This is a genomic window from Curtobacterium sp. VKM Ac-2861 (genome assembly GCF_013204965.1).
In the GTDB taxonomy this organism is placed as follows: domain Bacteria; phylum Actinomycetota; class Actinomycetes; order Actinomycetales; family Microbacteriaceae; genus Curtobacterium.
Window position 1 is genome coordinate 348,357 of record NZ_JABMLA010000001.1, and the last position, 17,907, is coordinate 366,263.

Annotated in this window: 16 protein-coding genes; 13 read left to right on the forward strand and 3 right to left on the reverse strand. The window is 72.8% G+C overall.

The genetic code is table 11. From position 1 onward, the window contains the following. The first annotated feature begins 110 nt into the window (after positions 1-110). The 11 genes from HQQ88_RS01575 to HQQ88_RS01625 all read left to right on the forward strand — a co-directional run bounded on the left by HQQ88_RS01575 (position 111) and on the right by HQQ88_RS01625 (position 12,931). Positions 111-938 carry an LLM class flavin-dependent oxidoreductase gene (locus HQQ88_RS01575; RefSeq protein WP_173168450.1) on the forward strand — a complete coding sequence of 276 codons (828 nt, stop codon included), beginning with the start codon at positions 111-113 and terminating at the stop codon, positions 936-938. Then, positions 935-2,212: an NtaA/DmoA family FMN-dependent monooxygenase gene (locus HQQ88_RS01580; RefSeq protein ID WP_216833896.1), complete on the forward strand. Its 1,278-nt coding sequence runs from the start codon at positions 935-937 to the stop codon at positions 2,210-2,212. Before HQQ88_RS01575 ends, HQQ88_RS01580 begins: the two co-directional genes overlap by 4 nt. A 237-nt stretch (positions 2,213-2,449) precedes the next feature. Further along, entirely contained in the window at positions 2,450-2,896 is a 447-nt protein-coding gene (locus HQQ88_RS01585) for a carboxymuconolactone decarboxylase family protein (protein ID WP_173168451.1), read from the forward strand. Between the two features lie 10 nt (positions 2,897-2,906). Next, positions 2,907-4,112, forward strand: coding sequence for an LLM class flavin-dependent oxidoreductase (locus HQQ88_RS01590; RefSeq protein ID WP_173168452.1), 1,206 nt, complete (start codon positions 2,907-2,909; stop codon positions 4,110-4,112). Further along, the gene (locus tag HQQ88_RS01595; RefSeq protein ID WP_173168453.1) at positions 4,109-5,545 is read left to right on the forward strand and encodes an NtaA/DmoA family FMN-dependent monooxygenase; all 1,437 of its coding nucleotides are present in this window, start codon (positions 4,109-4,111) and stop codon (positions 5,543-5,545) included. Before HQQ88_RS01590 ends, HQQ88_RS01595 begins: the two co-directional genes overlap by 4 nt. Further along, a complete protein-coding gene (locus HQQ88_RS01600) occupies positions 5,542-6,564 on the forward strand; it encodes an LLM class flavin-dependent oxidoreductase (protein ID WP_173168454.1) in 1,023 nt (340 codons plus the stop codon). The genes HQQ88_RS01595 and HQQ88_RS01600 overlap by 4 nt, the downstream gene beginning before the upstream one ends. Continuing rightward, positions 6,561-7,589, forward strand: coding sequence for an ABC transporter permease (locus tag HQQ88_RS01605; RefSeq protein WP_173168455.1), 1,029 nt, complete (start codon positions 6,561-6,563; stop codon positions 7,587-7,589). Before HQQ88_RS01600 ends, HQQ88_RS01605 begins: the two co-directional genes overlap by 4 nt. Then, entirely contained in the window at positions 7,586-8,479 is an 894-nt protein-coding gene (locus HQQ88_RS01610; RefSeq protein WP_123292647.1) for an ABC transporter permease, read from the forward strand. The genes HQQ88_RS01605 and HQQ88_RS01610 overlap by 4 nt, the downstream gene beginning before the upstream one ends. Further along, complete coding sequence (locus HQQ88_RS01615) at positions 8,476-10,110, forward strand: ABC transporter ATP-binding protein (RefSeq protein WP_173168456.1); 1,635 nt, start codon at positions 8,476-8,478, stop codon at positions 10,108-10,110. Before HQQ88_RS01610 ends, HQQ88_RS01615 begins: the two co-directional genes overlap by 4 nt. Continuing rightward, the gene (locus tag HQQ88_RS01620; protein ID WP_254066820.1) at positions 10,107-11,735 is read left to right on the forward strand and encodes an ABC transporter substrate-binding protein; all 1,629 of its coding nucleotides are present in this window, start codon (positions 10,107-10,109) and stop codon (positions 11,733-11,735) included. Before HQQ88_RS01615 ends, HQQ88_RS01620 begins: the two co-directional genes overlap by 4 nt. After that, positions 11,732-12,931: an LLM class flavin-dependent oxidoreductase gene (locus HQQ88_RS01625; RefSeq protein WP_173168457.1), complete on the forward strand. Its 1,200-nt coding sequence runs from the start codon at positions 11,732-11,734 to the stop codon at positions 12,929-12,931. The genes HQQ88_RS01620 and HQQ88_RS01625 overlap by 4 nt, the downstream gene beginning before the upstream one ends. 443 nt (positions 12,932-13,374) lie before the next feature. Here the strand turns inward: HQQ88_RS01625 and HQQ88_RS01630 are convergent, their stop codons facing one another. From HQQ88_RS01630 to HQQ88_RS01640, 3 genes are all read right to left on the reverse strand, one after another. Continuing rightward, a complete protein-coding gene (locus tag HQQ88_RS01630) occupies positions 13,375-14,400 on the reverse strand; it encodes a transporter substrate-binding domain-containing protein (protein ID WP_173168458.1) in 1,026 nt (341 codons plus the stop codon). Between the two features lie 65 nt (positions 14,401-14,465). Further along, on the reverse strand, positions 14,466-15,239 hold the full coding sequence (locus HQQ88_RS01635; protein ID WP_123292652.1) for an amino acid ABC transporter ATP-binding protein: 774 nt from the start codon (positions 15,237-15,239) through the stop codon (positions 14,466-14,468). Next, positions 15,239-16,441 carry an amino acid ABC transporter permease gene (locus HQQ88_RS01640; RefSeq protein ID WP_254066821.1) on the reverse strand — a complete coding sequence of 401 codons (1,203 nt, stop codon included), beginning with the start codon at positions 16,439-16,441 and terminating at the stop codon, positions 15,239-15,241. Before HQQ88_RS01640 ends, HQQ88_RS01635 begins: the two co-directional genes overlap by 1 nt. A 131-nt stretch (positions 16,442-16,572) precedes the next feature. Here HQQ88_RS01640 and HQQ88_RS01645 point away from each other — a divergent pair, with 131 nt between their 5' ends. Continuing rightward, a complete protein-coding gene (locus HQQ88_RS01645; RefSeq protein ID WP_173168459.1) occupies positions 16,573-16,824 on the forward strand; it encodes a DUF4287 domain-containing protein in 252 nt (83 codons plus the stop codon). Positions 16,825-16,873: 49 nt separating this feature from the next. Next, positions 16,874-17,842, forward strand: a complete 969-nt coding sequence (locus HQQ88_RS01650; RefSeq protein ID WP_173168460.1) for a hypothetical protein — start codon at positions 16,874-16,876, stop codon at positions 17,840-17,842. Positions 17,843-17,907: the final 65 nt, after the last annotated feature.

A 17,907-nucleotide genomic window follows, 5' to 3' on the forward strand; every position in this document is an offset into this window, starting at 1 on the left:
GCGTGCAGCGTGCCGAGGTGAGCACCTACGGTCGGTGCACCGGCTCGCCACGGACGCTGGGGAGGTGACCGTGGCGGGCCGTTCTGCGCACCTCGAACGGGAGGACCACCGTGACCACCGCGCCCAGCGCCCCCGCACCACTCGTCGTCGCCGTACCCGACGCGGACCTCGCCGCGGCGGCCGCCACACCCGGCGGCATCGCCCGACTCGCGGTCCGCATCGTCGGTTCCGGAGCCGCCGTCGTGGCGATCGGCACCGACCGCCTCGACGCGGCGACGAGCACCGGCCACCGACTCGACCCGACGACCGCGGCGCTCACCCTCGGCCGTGCCCTGCCGGAGCACGGGTTCCTCGTCGCCGTGGCACCGACCCGCGAGCACCCGTACAACGTCGCCCGTCGAGTGCTCTCGCTCGACCACGTCCTGGAGGGCCGGGTGGGCATCGTCGTCGGCGCCCGGGATCACGGCGCACCGAGCACCAGAGCCCCGAGCACCGGAGCCCCGAGCACCGGCGCACCGCACGACCCTGCCGAGTTCGCCGAGGTGCTCCGCGGGCTGTGGCGCACCTGGCCGCTCGACAGCATCGTCGGGGACCGCACGTCGGGGATCTTCGCGCACACCGACCGGATCCGACCGCTCGACCACGACGGCGGGCCGGACGGCTACCGCGTCCGGGGACCGCTCACGACGCCGTCGAGCCGGCAGGGCGAACCCGTCCTCGCGGCCTGGCACGACGTCGACGTACCCGGGGCGGACCTCGTGCTCGGGGGCGCGGCGCACCCGCTCGCACCGCTGCCGGGGGCGACGGACGGGGCGGAGCCGCACCGGGCCTCCCGGTCGACCGTGACGCGACCTCCACGACCGACGCGACCGACGCGACCGACGCTCCGCGCCCTGCTCGGGCTGGCCGTGCCGGACGCCGCGGCGGTGACCGCGTGACGGGCGCTGGCGGCGACGCCGGCCTGATCCTCGGCGTGAACCTGCAGGGGTTCGGGCAGCGTCCGGCGGCATGGCGCACCCAGGACGTCGACCCGACCGACCTGCTCACGGCGGCGTTCTGGGGCGACCTCGGGCGCACCGCCGAACGCGGCCTGCTCGACATGGTCTTCTTCGCCGACCACCCGGCGTTCGGCGACCCGAACGTCCGCGCCTACGGACTGCTCGAGCCGTTCGTGGCGCTCGGGGCGATCGCCGACGCGACGAGCCACCTCGGGTTGGTCGGCACCGCGTCGACGACGTACAACGACCCGTTCGACGTCGCCGAGCGGCTGCTGTCGCTGGACACGGTGTCCGGCGGGCGCGTCGCCTGGAACGCCGTCACCACCTACGACCGCTCGGTCTCCGCCAACTTCGGTGTCGCGACGAACCCCGACCGGCCCGAGCGGTACGCCCGCGCGAGGGAGTTCGTGGACCTCGTGACGGCGCTCTGGCGGTCCGCCGCGACGGGGGAGCCGGTCGTCCACCACGGCGAGTTCCTCGACCTCGAGGGCGTGCTCCGGGTCCCGCCGTCCGTGCAGGGGCACCCGGTCGTGTTCCAGGCCGGGGGATCGCCGCACGGTCGTGACCTGGCGGCGCGGGTCGCCGAGGGCGTCTTCGCCGTCGAGCTGACGCCGGAACCCGCCCGCGAGCACCTGCGTGCGGTCAAGGTCGCCGCCGGGACGTACGGCCGGAGCTCGGCCGACGTCGCCGTCGTGCCCGGACTGTCGCTCGTGCTCGGCAGCACCGAGGCCGAGGCGCAGCGCCGGTTCGACGAGCTCGAGGCCCTCGCGCCGGACGGTTACTCGCTCCGGGCGCTCGGCACGCACCTCGACGCCGACCTGTCGGGGCTCGAGCCGGACGCGCCGATCCCGTCGGCGGTCCTCGACCGCGAGGTCGACCCGGTCACCTACGGGCCCTCGCTCGGCTACCACGAGACGGTCGTGCGGTGGGTGCGCGCCAACAACACCTCGTTGCGGGACGTGCTGCGGGGCTTCGGCGGGTACGGCGCCCGGATCGTGGTCGGCACGCCCGAACAGGCCGCCGACACCATCGAGGACTGGTACCGCACCGGTGCCGCCGACGGCTTCAACCTGATGATCGACGAGTTCCCGCGGGGCCTCGAGACCGTCGTGGACGAGCTCGTGCCGATCCTGCAGCGCCGCGGGGTGTTCCACCGGTCGTACGAAGACGTGACGTTGCGCGGGCGGTTCGCGGCGCGGGCCCGGGGGCTCTGACCTCGCACCGTGCGCGGTCGGCGCCGAACGGTGCGAGGTTCCGGAGACCGTGCGATCCGCGCGGCCTCGCACCGAGTACGGAACCTCGCACCACACCGGCGACCGGCGCCCGGCGCCCGGCGCCCGCGTGACGCCGTGTGACACGGGGCACCGCCGCCCGTGTCACACGGCGACACCGCCGGTCACGGTCCGCAACACCCGTCGCCTCGGGGCCCCGACCGCCCTAGCGTCGCCGACATGACCGACTACCTCGACCGCGAACAGGACAAGACCTTCACGAAGGTCTACAAGCAGCAGACCCCGGACATCCTCAAGGCCTTCGTCCAGTTCGACGAGTCGGTGTTCCAGGCCGAGGGCCGCGCGATCCCGCTCAAGTACCGCGAGCTCATCGCCCTCGCCGTCGGCATCACCACGCAGTGCGTCTACTGCATCGACGGCCACAGCCAGCGCGCGGTGACGGCCGGTGCGACCGAGGCCGAACTCGCCGAGGCCGCCTGGGTCGCCACGGCCATCCGCGCCGGCGGTGGGTTCGCGCACGGCCGGCTCGGCTTCAAGTTCGGCGCCGACGCGACCCCCGCCCACGCGAACCCGGCCGACGCGGCCCCCGCCCACGCGACCCCGGGCGACGCGGCCCCCGCCGACGCGACCCCGGCCGCCGCCGCCCACGCCGCGCACACCCACTAGGAGGACTGCCATGCCCGACCGCATCACCCTCGTCACCGCGCTGCAGGGCGCCGGCTGGCACCACGCCGCCTGGCGCGTCGCCGGCCCGGCCGCGCAGCGCCTGTCGAGCCTCCGGCACTGGCGCGACGTCGTCGTCGAGCAGGACCGGCTCGGCATCGACGCCGTCACCATCGAGGACTCGTTCACCGCCGGCCCGACGGCTGCCGACCACGACCTCGACACCACGACCGTCGTCGGACGGCTCGACGCCCTCCTCGTCGCGAACGCGGTCGCCCCCGCGACCCGCGCCGTCGGTCTGGTGCCGACCGTCTCGGTGACGCACACCGAGCCGTTCCACGTCGCCACGGGCCTCCAGACCCTCGACCACGTCTCGCTCGGGCGAGCCGGGTGGCGGATCCAGGTGAGCCCGACGACCCGCGAGGCGGCCCTGTTCGGCCGCCGCCCCGGCGGCGACACCGCCGCCGACCTGTTCGACGAGGCCCGCGAGGCCGCCGAGGTCGTGTCGCGCCTCTGGGACAGCTGGGACGACGACGCGATCATCCGCGACGTCACGACCGGCCGCTTCATCGACCGCGACCGGATCCACAACGCCGAGTACGCGGGCCGCCACCTGTCCGTGCACGGCGCGTCGATCGTGCCGCGGTCGCCGCAGGGCCGGCCGCCGGTCTTCGCCCTGGCCCACCGCGCCGACGCTGCCGCGTTCGCCGTGGACGCTGCGGACGTCGTGCTGGTCACGCCCGGCTACGACGGACGGGAGGCGCGGGACACCCTGGCACTCGTCCGTGACGCCGAGCAGGTGGCCGGGTCGGACGTCCGTCGCCCGGTCCTCGCCGACCTCGCGGTGCTGATCGGGTCCTCGACCGCTGCCGCGGTCGACGAGCTCGCCGCGCTCGACGCCGCTGCCAGTGCCCCGTACGCCGTCGGCTCCGGGTCGGACACGTCCGTGCTCGCGACGACGGTGCCCGAACTCGTGTCGCTGATCGGGGACCTGCGGGGCCTCGGCTTCGCCGGCGTCCGGCTCCGCCCCCTGCGCATCCCGATCGACAGCACCGCCATCGCCAGGCAGCTCGTCCCCGCCCTCGTCACCGCCGGGCTCCGCGCCGACGTGGCGTCCCGTCCCACCGCCGACCTGCGCACGCGGCTCGGCATCGCCCCGGCGGTCAGCCGGTACGCGTCCGCACCCGCCGGTTCCGTCTCCGTGGAGGTCTCAGCATGAGCACCAAGCGTCAGGTCCACCTCGCCGCACACTTCCCCGGCGTGAACAACACCACGATCTGGAGCGACGACCGCGCCGAGAGCCAGATCGCGTTCTCGTCGTTCGAGCACTTCGCGCGCAACGCCGAGCGCGGGTTCTTCGACTTCCTGTTCCTCGCCGAGGGCCTGCGGCTCCGCGAGCAGAAGGGGCGCATCCACGACCTCGACGTCGTCGGGCGCCCGAACACCCTCGCGGTCCTGGCCGCCCTGGCCGGGGTCACCGACCACATCGGTCTGGTCGGCACCCTGCAGACGACGTTCAACGAGCCCGTGGAACTCGCGAAGCAGCTCGCCACGCTCGACCACCTGACCGACGGCCGTGCCGGGTGGAACGTCGTGACGAGCTCGGACGCGTTCCACGGCGCGAACTTCCGCCGCGGCGGGTTCCTCGACCACGCCGACCGGTACACGCGGGCCGCCGAGTTCATCGCGCTGTCCCGCGAACTCTGGGACTCGTGGCAGGCCGACGCCGTCGTCGCCGGCACCGCCGCGGGCGGCGCGCTGGCGGACGGCGTGTTCGCCGACCGGTCGCGCATCCGCGACGTCGACCACCACGGCGCGCAGTTCGACGTCACCGGTACGTTCCCGGTGCCCCGCAGTCCGCAGCGGCACCCGGTGATCGTGCAGGCCGGTGACTCCGACGAGGGGCGCGACCTCGCCGCCACGAACGCCGAGGTGATCTTCTCGCTGCACACCGAGTTCGACGACGCGCAGTCGTTCTACCGCGACGTGACCGAGCGGCTCGAACGGGTCGGACGATCGAAGGACGAACTGCAGATCCTGCCCGGCGCGACGTTCGTGATCGGGTCGTCGGCGGAGGACGCCGAAGAACGGTCGAACGCCATCCGTCGGGCCCAGGTCAGCCCGGCCACGGCGATCGCGTTCCTCGAGCAGGTCTGGAACCGCGACCTGTCGTCGTACGACGTCGACGGTCCGCTGCCGACGATCGAGCCCGACTACGAGGGCACCGCGATCACCCGCGGGCGCGCACGGCACACCCGCGACGTCCCCGCCCTGGTGCAGTCCTGGCGGGACCTGGCCGAGGCCGAGCACCTGTCCATCCGCGACCTCGTCATCCGCGCCTCGACCCGCGGCGGGTTCGTCGGGACGGCGTCGCACATCGCCGCCGAGATCGACCGGTACGTGCAGGAGCGCGCCACCGACGGGTTCGTCGTCGTGCCGCACACCAACCCGTACGGCCTCGACGAGTTCGTCGACACGGTCGTCCCGCTGCTGCAGGAGCGCGGTGTCTACCGGCAGTCCTACGACGAGGGTGCGACCCTCCGGCAGACGCTCGACCTGCCCGGCACGATCCGCGACCGTTCGGCCGCCGCACGCACGGCCGCTGCGGCGGGTCCGGTGCGTGCGGCAGCGTCCGCCGGGGTGCTCGCGTGACGGTCTCGAGCCTGGCGATCCTCGTCCCCGGCAACTTCGAGGACGACGCCCCCGTCGACGGCCTCGAGGCCACCCTCGACCTGTTCGCCACGGCCGAGCGGCTCGGCGTTGACGGCGCCTGGGTCCGGCACCGGCACCTCGAGCACGGCATCGGCTCGGCCGCGGTCTTCCTGGCGGCAGCGTCGCAGCGCACCACGTCCATCGAGCTCGGCGTCGCCGTCGTGCCGATCGGGTGGGAGAGTCCCTTCCGCCTGGCCGAGGACTTCTCGCTCGCCGACGTCCTGGCGCACGGTCGGCTGCAGGTCGGGCTGTCCACCGGGTCGCCGCACGCCGAGATCCTCGGCGACCTGGTGTTCGACGGCGACTGGCGCGCGTTCGACCGCGGGTACGGGCGGGTCTCCCGGTTCGTCGAGAACCTGCGCGGCGCGTTCCTCGGCGCGGACGACACCGTCATCCAGAGCCCCGGGAACGTCCAGCGCCCCCGGTTGCAGCCCTACGCGCCGGGTCTGGTCGACCGGGTCTGGTACGGCGGCGGGTCGCTCCGGTCGGCCGCGTTCGCCGGCAGCTCCGGGCTCAACCTGCTGCTCGGCAACCTCACCTCGGGCGAGGGCACCGACGACTACGGCACCGCTCAGCGGAACCAGCTCGCGGCGTACCGCGCCGCGCTGCCGACCGGGCGAACGCCCCGCGTGGCCTGGGGCCGGTGCGTCGTACCGACCGACTCGGCCGACCGGGTCTCGCGCGAGCGGTACCGCACCTGGTACGAGTCCCGTCTCGCACGGCAGACCGCGCCCCAGGGACCGCGCCGGACCCTGTTCTCCGCCGACCTGGTGGGGCCCGCCGAGCAGATCGTCGAGCAGCTCGTGCACGACGCCACGCTCGCCGAGGTCGACGAGTTCCGGATCGAGCTGCCCTACGAGTTCGCCGGTGACGAGTACGAGCAGATCGTCTCGGACGTCGTGGCGAAGGTCGCACCGGCGCTCGGATGGACGCGCGCCCGGACGGCGGTGGCTGCATGACCCGCTACGTGCTCTCCCGCATCGGACAGGCCGTGCTCGTGCTCTGGGCGGCGTGGACGATCTCGTTCTTCGTCCTCTACGTGCTGCCGAGCGACCCGGCCCGCATCATGGTCGGCCCGGACGCCACCGACGTCACGGCGGCGCAGCTCGACGCGCTCCGGCACCAGTACAGCCTCGACCAGCCGGTGCTCGTGCAGTACGTCCAGCACCTCGGCGCCCTGCTCACCGGCGACCTCGGCCGCTCGATCGGCGTCGGTCGACCGGTCGCCGACGTCATCGGCGAAGCGATCGCGCCGACCGCCCAGATCGCGGTCGCCGGCCTCGTGCTCGCGATCGTGTTCGGCGGCGGGATCGCGGTCCTCGCGACGTGGACCCGGAACCGAGCCCTCGGCCAGTTCCTGCTCCAGCTGCCCCCGATCGGCGTGGCGGTCCCCGGGTTCTGGTTCGCGCTGCTGCTGGTGCAGTGGTTCTCGTTCGGGCTGCACGTGTTCCCGGCGTTCGGTGGCGAGGGCCCGGCGTCGGTCGTCCTGCCGGCGATCACCCTGGCGCTGCCGACCGGTGCCACGATCGCCCAGCTGCTGTCGAAGTCCCTCGTCCAGACCCTCCGCGAGCCGTACGTGGACACCGCGTACGCCAAGGGCGCCGGGCGCTGGCGGGTACAGCTCCGGCACGCGCTCAAGAACGCTGCGCTGCCCGCACTCACCGTGACGGGACTCATCGTCGGGCAGCTGTTCTCCGGCACCGTCGTCACCGAGACGGTGTTCTCCCGCCCGGGCCTCGGCCGGGTCACCGCCACCGCCGTGCAGCAGCAGGACATCCCCGTCGTGCAGGGCATCGTGCTGCTCGCCGCCGCGATCTTCGTCGTCGTGAACCTGGTCGTCGACCTCGTGTACCCGCTGCTCGACCCGCGCGTCGTGGTCGCCGGCAGCCGTCGGAAGCTCCGCGACCACGACGGAGCGACACCGGGAGAGACGCCCGGCGCCACCTCGTCCAGCGCCACCGAACCGAAGGCGGTCCCCGCATGACCGAGACCACGCAGCTCGCCATCGGCCGCCCCGCGTCGCTCGTCAGCGACCGCGTCCCCGGCGGCACGACGACAGCGCTCCGCGCGCTCGTCGCCCGTCCGACCCTCACCATCGCCATCGTCTGGCTCGCCCTCGTCGTCCTCGCCGCGCTCCTGCCCGGAGCGCTCACCCACCACGACCCGCTCGCCGCCGATCCGGCCGCCAAGCTCACCGCTCCCGACGCCGCGCACTGGTTCGGCACCGACCAGCTCGGCCGCGACCTGTACGCCCGCGTCGTGCACGGCACCGCGCTCACGCTGCAGGCCGCGGTCCTCGCGATCGTCATCGGCCTGGTCGGCGGCTCGCTCATCGGGCTCGTCGCCGGCTTCGTCGGCGGGGTCGTCGACGCCGTGCTCATGCGCGTCGCCGACGTCCTGCTCGCGATCCCGAGCCTGCTGCTCTCGCTGACGATCGTCACCGTGCTCGGCTTCGGTACCGTGAACGTCGCGGTGGCGGTCGGCGTCGCGAGCATCGCCACGATCGCGCGCATCATGCGTTCCGAGGTCGTCCGGGTCCGCACCGCGCCGTACGTCGAGGCCGCGAGCGCGAACGGCAACCGCTGGTGGCGCGTGCTGCTCGTGCACGTGCTGCCGAACGCGGCCGGTCCCGTCCTGGTGCTCGCCGCCCTCGAGTTCGGCACCGCGATCCTCGCCGTCTCCAGCCTGAGCTTCCTCGGCTACGGCGCGCAGCCACCGCAGCCCGAGTGGGGTTCCCTCGTCGCCACCGGGCGCGACTACATCGCGTCCTCGTGGTGGCTCACGACCATCCCCGGCCTGGTGATCGCCGTCACGGTGCTCGCCGGCAACCGCGTCGCCCGTGCGCTCGACACCGAACGGAGGGCCGTCCGATGAGCCTGCTCAGCATCCAGGACCTGACCGTCACCTACGGCCGCGGCAGCAGTGCGCGCACCGCCCTCCACGGCGTCTCGCTCGAGGTCGGCCGCGGCGAGCGCGTCGCCATCGTCGGCGAGTCCGGTTCGGGCAAGTCGACGACGGCGCACGCGGTCCTCCGGCTCCTGCCCGCAGCGGCGGACCTGACGGGAGGCACGGTGCGGCTCTCCGGGGCGGCCGACGGAACCGGGGACCTCGACCTGGTCACCGCGACCGACCGCCAGGTGCGGTCCGTGCGCGGCGTCCGGATCGGCTTCGTGCCACAGGACCCGACGGTGTCGCTCAACCCCGTGACGCGGATCGGCACCCAGGTCGCCGAGGTGCTCCGGATCCACGGACTCGCCACCGACGCCGAGGCCCGGGAACGCGCCGTCGAGGAGCTCCGCCGTGCCGGCATCGACCGTCCCGAGCTCCGCGCGCGGCAGTACCCGCACGAGCTCTCCGGCGGGATGCGGCAGCGGGTGCTCATCGCGATCGCCCTGATCGGCGACCCGGAGCTGCTCGTCGCGGACGAACCGACGAGCGCGCTCGACGTCACGGTCCAGCGGACGATCCTCGACCACCTGGACAGGCTCGTCGCCGAACGGGGCACGAGCGTGCTGTTCATCACACACGACCTCGGGGTCGCCGCTGACCGGGCCGACCGCATCGTCGTGATGTCCGAGGGGCGGATCGTCGAGCAGGGCACCCCGGCCGAGGTGCTCGGCGCACCCCGTGAGCCGTACACGCGCGCGCTGATCGCAGCGGCGCCCAGTCTCGACGACGTGACCGCGTCCGTGGGGGTCCGCACGGGCCTCCCGGCAGACGGCGACCCACTCGTCGTCGCGACCGGACTGCGGAAGTCCTTCGACCGCGTGACCGCCGTCGACGGGGTGGACGTGACCGTCCCGCGGGGCCGCACCCTGGCGCTGGTGGGGGAGTCCGGGTCGGGCAAGTCGACCACCGCGCGCCTCGTGCTCGGACTCGAACGCCCGGACGCCGGCAGCGTGCGGTTCGACGGTGCCGACGTGGGCGGAGCCCGCGGTGCCGCGCTGCGGGCGTACCGGCGGCAGGCGCAGGTCGTGCAGCAGAACCCGTACGCGGCGCTGCACCCGCGGTTGTCGGTGGGGGCGGTGATCGCGGACCCGCTCGCGGCCTTCGGCATCGGCACCCGGCGGTCCCGTACGGCTCGGGCGGCGGAGCTGCTCGACCTCGTCGCGCTGCCGTCGTCCGTGCTCGGTCGTCGACCGGCGGAGCTCTCCGGCGGACAGCGGCAGCGTGTGGCGATCGCCCGCGCGCTCGCACTCGACCCGTCGTTCATCGTCCTCGACGAACCCGTCTCCGCACTCGACGTGTCCGTCCAGGCGCAGATCCTCGACCTGCTCGCGGAGCTGCAGTCGACGCTCGGCGTCTCCTACCTGTTCATCTCGCACGACCTCGCCGTCGTCCGTCGCATCGCGCACGAGGTGTCCGTCCTGCGGGGCGGCCGCGTCGTGGAGCACGGCGACGTGGCGCAGGTGCTGCACGACCCGCAGCACGAGTACACGCGCGCACTGCTCGACGCGATCCCGGGACGATCCCGGCGTGTCCCCACCACTGAAGGAGTCTCATGACCACCCACCGCACCCCGTTCCGTCTGGTGGCCGCGATCGCGGCCGGCACCGCGGCGGCCCTGGTCATGGCGGGCTGCTCGTCGGGCGGTACCGCGTCGACCTCCTCGTCGTCGAAGCCCGTCGACGGCGGCTCGCTCACGTACGCCATCGCGAACGACCCGATCACGCTCAACCCGACGGGTACCGGCGCGGGCAACGACACGCTCGCGATCACGCGGCAGCTCGTCGACTCGCTGCTCTGGCAGGACCCGTCCGACGGCTCGCTCAAGCCGTGGCTCGCGACGAAGTACTCGGCGAACGCCGACGCCACCGCGTTCACGTTCGACCTGCGCTCCGGTGTCACGTTCTCGGACGGCACCGCGTTCGACGCGACGGCCGTCAAGGACACCTTCGATGACATCGCCTCGGCCGGTGCGTCGAGCACGGCCGCCGCGTACTTCTCCGGCTACGAGGGGACGAAGGTCGTCGACGACGACACGGTCGAGGTCGACTTCGGGGCGCCAAACGCGGCGTTCCCGAACGCCACGTCGTCGGTCGCCCTCGGCATCGTCGCCCCGAAGACCACCGAGACCCCGTTCGAGGACCGCGCCGACGGGAAGGCCGTGATCGGGACCGGACCGTTCACGCTGCAGTCGTACACGAAGAACACGTCCACGATCCTGACGAAGCGAAAGGACTACGACTGGGGTCCCGCAGCCCGCGGCGGCTCCGGGGCAGCGCACCTGTCGAAGGTCACGTTCCAGGTCGTGCCCGAGGCGAGCGTCCGCACCGGCAGCCTGCAGTCCGGGCAGCTCGACGCGATCAGCAGCGTGCAGCCGAGCGACGTCGACACCCTGCAGGCGCAGTACGACCTCGTGACCCGGGCCAACCCGGGCCAGGTGTTCGGTCTGACGTTCAACCAGAAGCGGCCGATCGTGTCGGACCTCGCAGTCCGGAAGGCGATCGCACAGGCCGTCGACCCGAAGGCGGTCCGCGACACCTCGCTGAACGACTTGTTCAAGGTCGCGGACTCGCTCCTCGGGTCGACGACGCCCGGGTACGCGGACACGTCGTCGGGTTCGGCCGCGTACGACCCCGCCGCAGCGAAGAAGGCGCTCGACGCCGCTGGCTGGGAGAAGGGCTCCGACGGCATCCGCTCGAAGGACGGTACGAAGCTGCAGCTCAAGCTCGTCTGGATCACGAACTTCGGACCGAACCAGACGTCCCTCGAGCTGATCCAGCAGGAGCTCGGGAAGGTCGGTGTCGGCGTCACGCTCGAGAGCGGGACCGTGCCGCAGTACCTCGCCAACCTGACGAGCGGCGACTGGGACCTGTCGTGGGACAACAGCTCGCGCGCCGACGGTGACGTCCTGCGGTCGAAGTTCTCCAGCTCGGGTGCCCAGTCGATCGGTGCATCGGACAAGACGCTCGACGCGCTCTTCACGAAGGAGCTGTCGCAGTCGTCGGCGTCCGACCGGTCGGCCACCTTCGGGGAGATCCAGCAGCGCATCGCGTCCCAGGTCGACTTCGTCCCGGTGCACGAACTCACCAGCATCATCGCGCCGGCGACGGACGTGCACGGCATCGTCTTCGGGGCCGACACCCGGCTCGACCAGCTGACCGGCGCGTGGAAGGACGCCTCGTGAGCGCCGCTCGCTCCGTCCCGCTCTCGGTGCTCGACCTGGTGCCGGTCACCGCCGGGTCGTCCGCAACCACGGCGCTGCACCGCACCGTCGACCTGGCCGTCGCCGCGGAACGTGCCGGGTACGCCCGGTACTGGCTCGCGGAGCACCACCTCAACCCCGGTGTCGCGGGCAGCGCGCCGACCATCGTGATCGGGGCGGTCGCCGCGGCCACGTCGACGATCCGGGTCGGCAGTGCGGCGACGCTCGTCGGCAACGTCCGCGGGCTGCAGATCGCCGAGACCTTCGGCACGCTCGCGGCGCTGTACGGGCCGCGGATCGACCTCGGGCTCGGCCGCTCCGGGGCGCCGGCACCCGGCACCCCCAAGCCGCCGTCGCTCGCGCCCCGTTCGGACGAGGTCGTCGACGGACTGCTCGTGCCCGCACCGTTCGACTTCCACATTGCACCGGGCAGCCGGTTCGCCCTGCAAGGGGAGCTGCTCGGACGCGTCCCCGGTGACGTCGACCGGTTCGAGGGCGAACTGTCGCTCATCCGGGGGCTGTTCGCCGGCACCTGGTCGCGGGACGGCACCGTGGTCGAGGCGCCGCCGGCAGCAGGAGCGTCCGTCGAACTGTGGATCCACGGGTCGACCGGCGGTGAGAGCGCCCGGGTCGCCGGAGCACTCGGACTGCCGTACGGCGCGAACTACCACACGTCGCCCGGCACGGTCCTGGCGTCGGTGCAGGCCTACCGCGACGCGTTCCGCCCGGGGGTGCTCGAGGCACCGCACGTCATCGTGTCGGCGGACGTCGTCGTCGGGCGCACGGAGGCCGAGGCCGCGGAGCTGTCGCTCGGGTACGCGGAGTGGGTGCACTCGATCCGCTCCGGCGTCGGGGCGATCGAGTACCCGACGCCGACCTCGGCACGGGCTGCGCCGCTCGATGCGGCGGAGGCAGCGTCGGTCGCCGATCGGCTCGCCACCCGGTTCGTCGGCGACGCTGCGGCCGTCGCGGACCGCCTCGAGGTCCTGCAGCGGGCGACCGGCGCGGACGAGCTCCTGGTGACGACGATCACGCACGACCACGACGCCCGGGTGCGTTCGTACGAGCTGCTCGCGGCGGAGTGGGCGGCGCGGGGTGCTGGTGGTGGTGGTGCGGGTGCTGGTGCTGCGCGTGCCGGGGCTGGCGTGGGTGCCGGGGTGAGTGCTGGGATGCGCTGACCGTACTGGTCCGTATCGACCCGGAACGACGAGCTCGATGTCGCACGACATCGGGCTCGTCGTTCGTGCGCGCGTGCAACCGGTGGCGCGTGCAACGAGCGACACCGTGGTCGTCGTGCGACGTCGACGATGTCGTTCGGGGTCGGTGCGCGTGCGGCCGGTGCGTGTGCATGTTCCGACGATCCACCCGTTGATCGCCAGGTGGATCGTCGTCCTATGCACAAGCATCGAGTGCGTGTGCATGTTCCGACGATGCACGCGTCGATCACCTCGTGGAATGTCGGACGATGCGCGCGCAACGAGCGACATCGTGGTCGTCGTGCGACGTCGACGATGTCGTTCCGCATCGGCGCCGACCACCCGCGCGCGCACAGAACGACTCCCTCGACGTCGTGCGACATCGAGGGAGTCGTTCCGAGTCGTTCGGACCCGACGAACCCGGCTCAGCTCGCGTCGAGCGGCAGCCCCTCGGGGTTGACCTCGGAGTGCTCCACGGCCTCGTTCGACAGGTTGTACGACCCCAGCCACTTCGCGTACGTGCCGTCGTCGATCAGCTCGTCGATGGCGTCCGCGATGGGCTCGGCGAGCCCACTGTCCTTCTTCGTCGTCGCCGCGATGAGCCCCTGCAGGTCCCCGCCCGCGCCGGAGAACGTGCCGGCCGTCTTCGTCGGGTTCGCGCCGTCCGCGCTCAACGTGTTCTGGTACGCGACCGTCGGGTTCGGCCCGAAGTACGCGTCGATCTTGCCGGAGTCGAGTGCCAGCTTCACGGCGTTGCCGTCCGGGTAGTACTTGATCGTGATCGTCTTGCCCTGCTTCGCGAGGTCGGCCTTCCAGCCGAGCAGGATGAGTTCCTGGTTGGTGCCGGAACTGACGGCGACGGTCTTGCCGGCGAGCACGGACGGGTCGCCGTCGAACGTCAACGAGGAGTCCTCCGGCACCTGCAGCGCGAGGTTGTCCTGGCGGTACGAGGCGAAGTCGTACTTCTCCTTGCGCTGCTCGGTCACCGTGATGTTCGAGAACCCGGCGTCGTACTTGCCGCCGTCGATCCCGACGAACAGGTTGTCCCACGTGGCGTTCTGCACCTGGGCCTCGAGGCCGAGCTTCGCGGCGACGAGCCTGCCGAGGTCCGGCTCGGAGCCGGTCAGCGTCTTCTGGTCGTCGCCGGTGAACGCGAGCGGCGGGAACCCGGCGGGCAGCGCACCGATGCCGACGACGAGCTTGCCGGACTTCTTGATCGACGCGGGGAGTTCGTCGTGCAGCTTCTCGTCCGCGTCGACGGTGACCTTCGTCTCGGTGGCGGCACCGTTCGACGCGGCGCCGATCGTGACCGTGCCGTCCGACGCGCCGGAGCCCGAGCCGGAGCCGGCCGTCGCCGACGTGGCGCACCCGGCGAGGGCGACGACGACTCCGGTGGCGAGGACGAGGGCGCCGGCGCGGTTCCGCCAGCGTGCGGGGGTGGTGGGGGACATGGTTCTCCTGGGATCGGGTGGAAGGGGAAGGTGGAAGGGGAAGAAGGAACGTCGAGGGGACGGCGTCAGCGGACGCGGGACAGGAAGTCCCGCGTGCGAGCGTGCTGCGGATCGTCGAGCACCTGGGCGGGGGAGCCCTGCTCGACGATGCGGCCGTGGTCGAGGAACACGACGTGGTCGGCGACCTCGCGGGCGAAGGCGATCTCGTGCGTGACGATGACGAGCGTGGTGCCCGTGTCCGCCAACCCCCGGATGACCCCGAGCACCTCGCCGACGAGCTCCGGGTCGAGTGCCGAGGTCGGTTCGTCGAGCAGCACGACCGACGGTTCGAGCGCCAGCGCCCGCGCGATGGCCACGCGCTGCTGCTGCCCGCCGGAGAGCTGCCGCGGCCGGGTGTCGCCACGGTCACCGAGTCCGACGCGCTCGAGCAGAGCCGCCGCACGGTCGCGCGCCACGGCACGGGGGACCCCGGCGGCGATGGGCCCCTCGGCCACGTTCTCGAGTGCGGTCAGGTGCGGGAACAGGTTGAAGTGCTGGAACACGAAACCGATCCGCGACCGCTGCCGCAGGATCAGGCGCTCGGGCAGCTCCTTGTAGCGGGGGACCCCATCGCGCCCGGTCCGGAGCCGGACGCCGATCGTCTCGCCGCCGACCGTGACGACGCCGCGGTCGAGCGGTTCGAGGTGGTTGATCGCACGCAGCAGCGTGGACTTGCCGGACCCCGACGGGCCGAGCACCACGGTGACACTCCCGGACGGCAACGACAGGTCGACGCCGTCGACGACGACCGTGTCACCGAACGCCTTGACGGCTCCGTGGATGCTGATCGCTGCGCTCATCAGATGGTCCTGTCGTCGATGGTGGAAGCGGGGCCGGACGCGACCACGCGCGCGGCGGAGGTGGCCTGCCGGGGGCGATCCGGGCCTCCAGGCCGTCCCGACCCACGTCCGGAACCGCGACGCACGGCGGCCCGCACCCGCTGGAACGGCGTGGGCGGCAACGCCCGCACCGAGCCGCGGGCGGTCCACCGCTCGACGTAGTACTGCACGACCGACACCGCGCTGGTGAGCGCGAGGTACCAGAGCGTCGCGACCACGAGCAGCGGGATGATGTCGGTCGGGTAGGTGCTCGACAGGTTCTGCACCACCCCGAACAGGTCGAGCAGCGACACGTAGAACAGCAGCGACGACGCCTTGAGCAGCCCGACGACCTGGTTCACGAACGCCGGCACGATCGACCGCAGTGCCTGCGGCAGGATCACCCGCACGAACTGGCGTCGTCGGGGGAGTCCGAGGGCCTGCGCGGCCTCGTGCTGGCCGTGGTCGACGGCGAGCACGCCGGCGCGGACGATCTCGGAGGCGTAGGCGATCTCACTCAGGCTCAGGCCGATCACCCCGATGGCCAGGTCGCCGAGGACGTTGGTCGTGGTGACCTCGACCTGCGGCCCGAACGGGATCCCGATGCCGATCGTCGGGTACAGCGACCCGAGGTTGTACAGGAAGACGAGCACGAGGATGAGCGGCACGGAGCGGAACAGCCAGACGTAGCCCCACGCCAACCCGGACAGCACCGGGTTGCGCGAGAGCCGGGCGATCGCGACGACGATGCCGCCGGTGAAGCTGATGACCGCGCTCAGCGCCGTCGCGACGAGTGTGAGCTGCAGGCCGGTCAGGATCGCCGGGCTGAACAACCACTTCCCGACGGCCGGCCAGCCCCACGACTCGTTCGTGAACAGCGTCTCGACGAAGTTCAGGAGCACGACCAGCACGACGGCCGCGGCGATCCAGCGCAGCGGGTGCCGCAGCGGGAGGACGGGTCGGTCGAGCGCGGCGCGTCCGGCGGCGTCGACGGACGTGTCGGTCGGGTCGCTCGCGTCGGTTGCGTCGCTCGCGACGGTCGGGTCGCTCGCGACGGTCGGCCGGGAGGCCCGTGGTGCGTCCGGCGCTCCGGCCGCGTGGTCGACGCCGGTCGCGTCGACCCCGTCGGTGCCGGCGACGGCGCTGGTCGCGTCGCGGGGCAGTCCCGTTCTGGTGTCGGTCATGTCGCGACCGTAGAAGGGTCGCGGTGCCTGGACAACGCACCGTGCAACACACCGCTACGGGGCGGAACGCTGCGTCACAGTCGCCGCGCGCATGACGTTCCGTGACGCCGGGTGCGCAGTACTGTTCTGCCATGACAGCGCACCGCGTGACCGCTCCAGCGCCCCCGGCGGACGGCAGCACGGCGAAGGGGCCGGCGTCGTACTTCCCGAGCATCGAGCAGACGTACGGCCGCCCGGTCCAGGAGTGGCTCGACCTGGTCGCCGAGCAGCTCGACGACCACCCGCACATGCAGGTCGTCGCCTGGCTGAAGACCGAGCACGGGCTCGGCCACGGCCACGCGAACGCGCTCGTCGCGTACGCGAAGCAGGCCCTCGCGGGCTGAGTGCACCCCGGTTTCCCGCAGTGTCGGTGGCGGTGCCTAGCGTGTGGACGTGGCCGAACCCGTCGACGCGTGGTGGCGCCGCCGACAGTGGTCGCGCGGCGAGGCGGTGCCGTACGCCGTCGGTCAGTTCCGCGCCGACTGGGCGCCGTACCCGGTGCTCATCCGGCAGTACCACCCGGACTGGAACCACGGCGTCGTCCTGACCCAGGTCCCGCCGGCGGCCGAGGTCCTGCTGACGTGGGAGTGCGACGTCGGCCACGTCTTCGTCGCCACGCCGTCCGAACAGCGGTCCCGACCGGGTCGTGAACGCCGGCGCTCGGTGTGGTGCCCGGAGTGCGCGGTGCAGGCGCAGCCCCAGCGCTGGCCGGTCCTGCCGTCCGACTGGCCGTCGCAGGTACCGGTCCCGCAGCGTGTCGTCCGGGCCACCGGTCGCCAGACCCTGCCGGCCGCGCCCTCCCGCGGCACCCCGGCGGGTGTCGTCGCCTCGAGCCGCACCCGCGCACGTCGACCGGCACCGGGCACGCCGCGACGTCCGAGTCAGCCGGTGCCCCGCACGGTCTGCCCGAAGACCCCGCGGCTGCCCTCGGGCGAGTCCTTCACGAGCGTCTGCGCCCCGGCGACGGCGTCCGCGGTCGAGGCCGAGCTCCGCGCGGCGCTGTCCGACCGGTTCGCGTTCACCTACGACCACTCCGCGATCCGCCTCGACCGGCCGTTCTTCGACCACGTCGAGGTCTGGCCGGACATCATCCTGCCCGAGCTCCGCGTCGCGATCGAGTACGACTCGACCGGCCGCCACGGCCTCGAGCACGTCGGCCCGCGGCAGGACACCGACCGCAGGAAGGACCGCGCCGTCCGCGCCGTCGGCTGGGAGGTCGTGCGCATCCGCACCGGACGCCTGCCGGCGCTCGGTCCGTACGACCTGCAGGTGTCCGGCATCTCCGGCCGGACCGTCGATCGGCTCGCCGACACCCTGCGGGAGATCCGCGGCGATCTCTTCGTGGACGCGTACGCACGGTGACCGATCGGGGGACAAGACCGGCCGACGGGGTACACCCCGCCTGGGTCCGCCGCGGAGCGACCGGT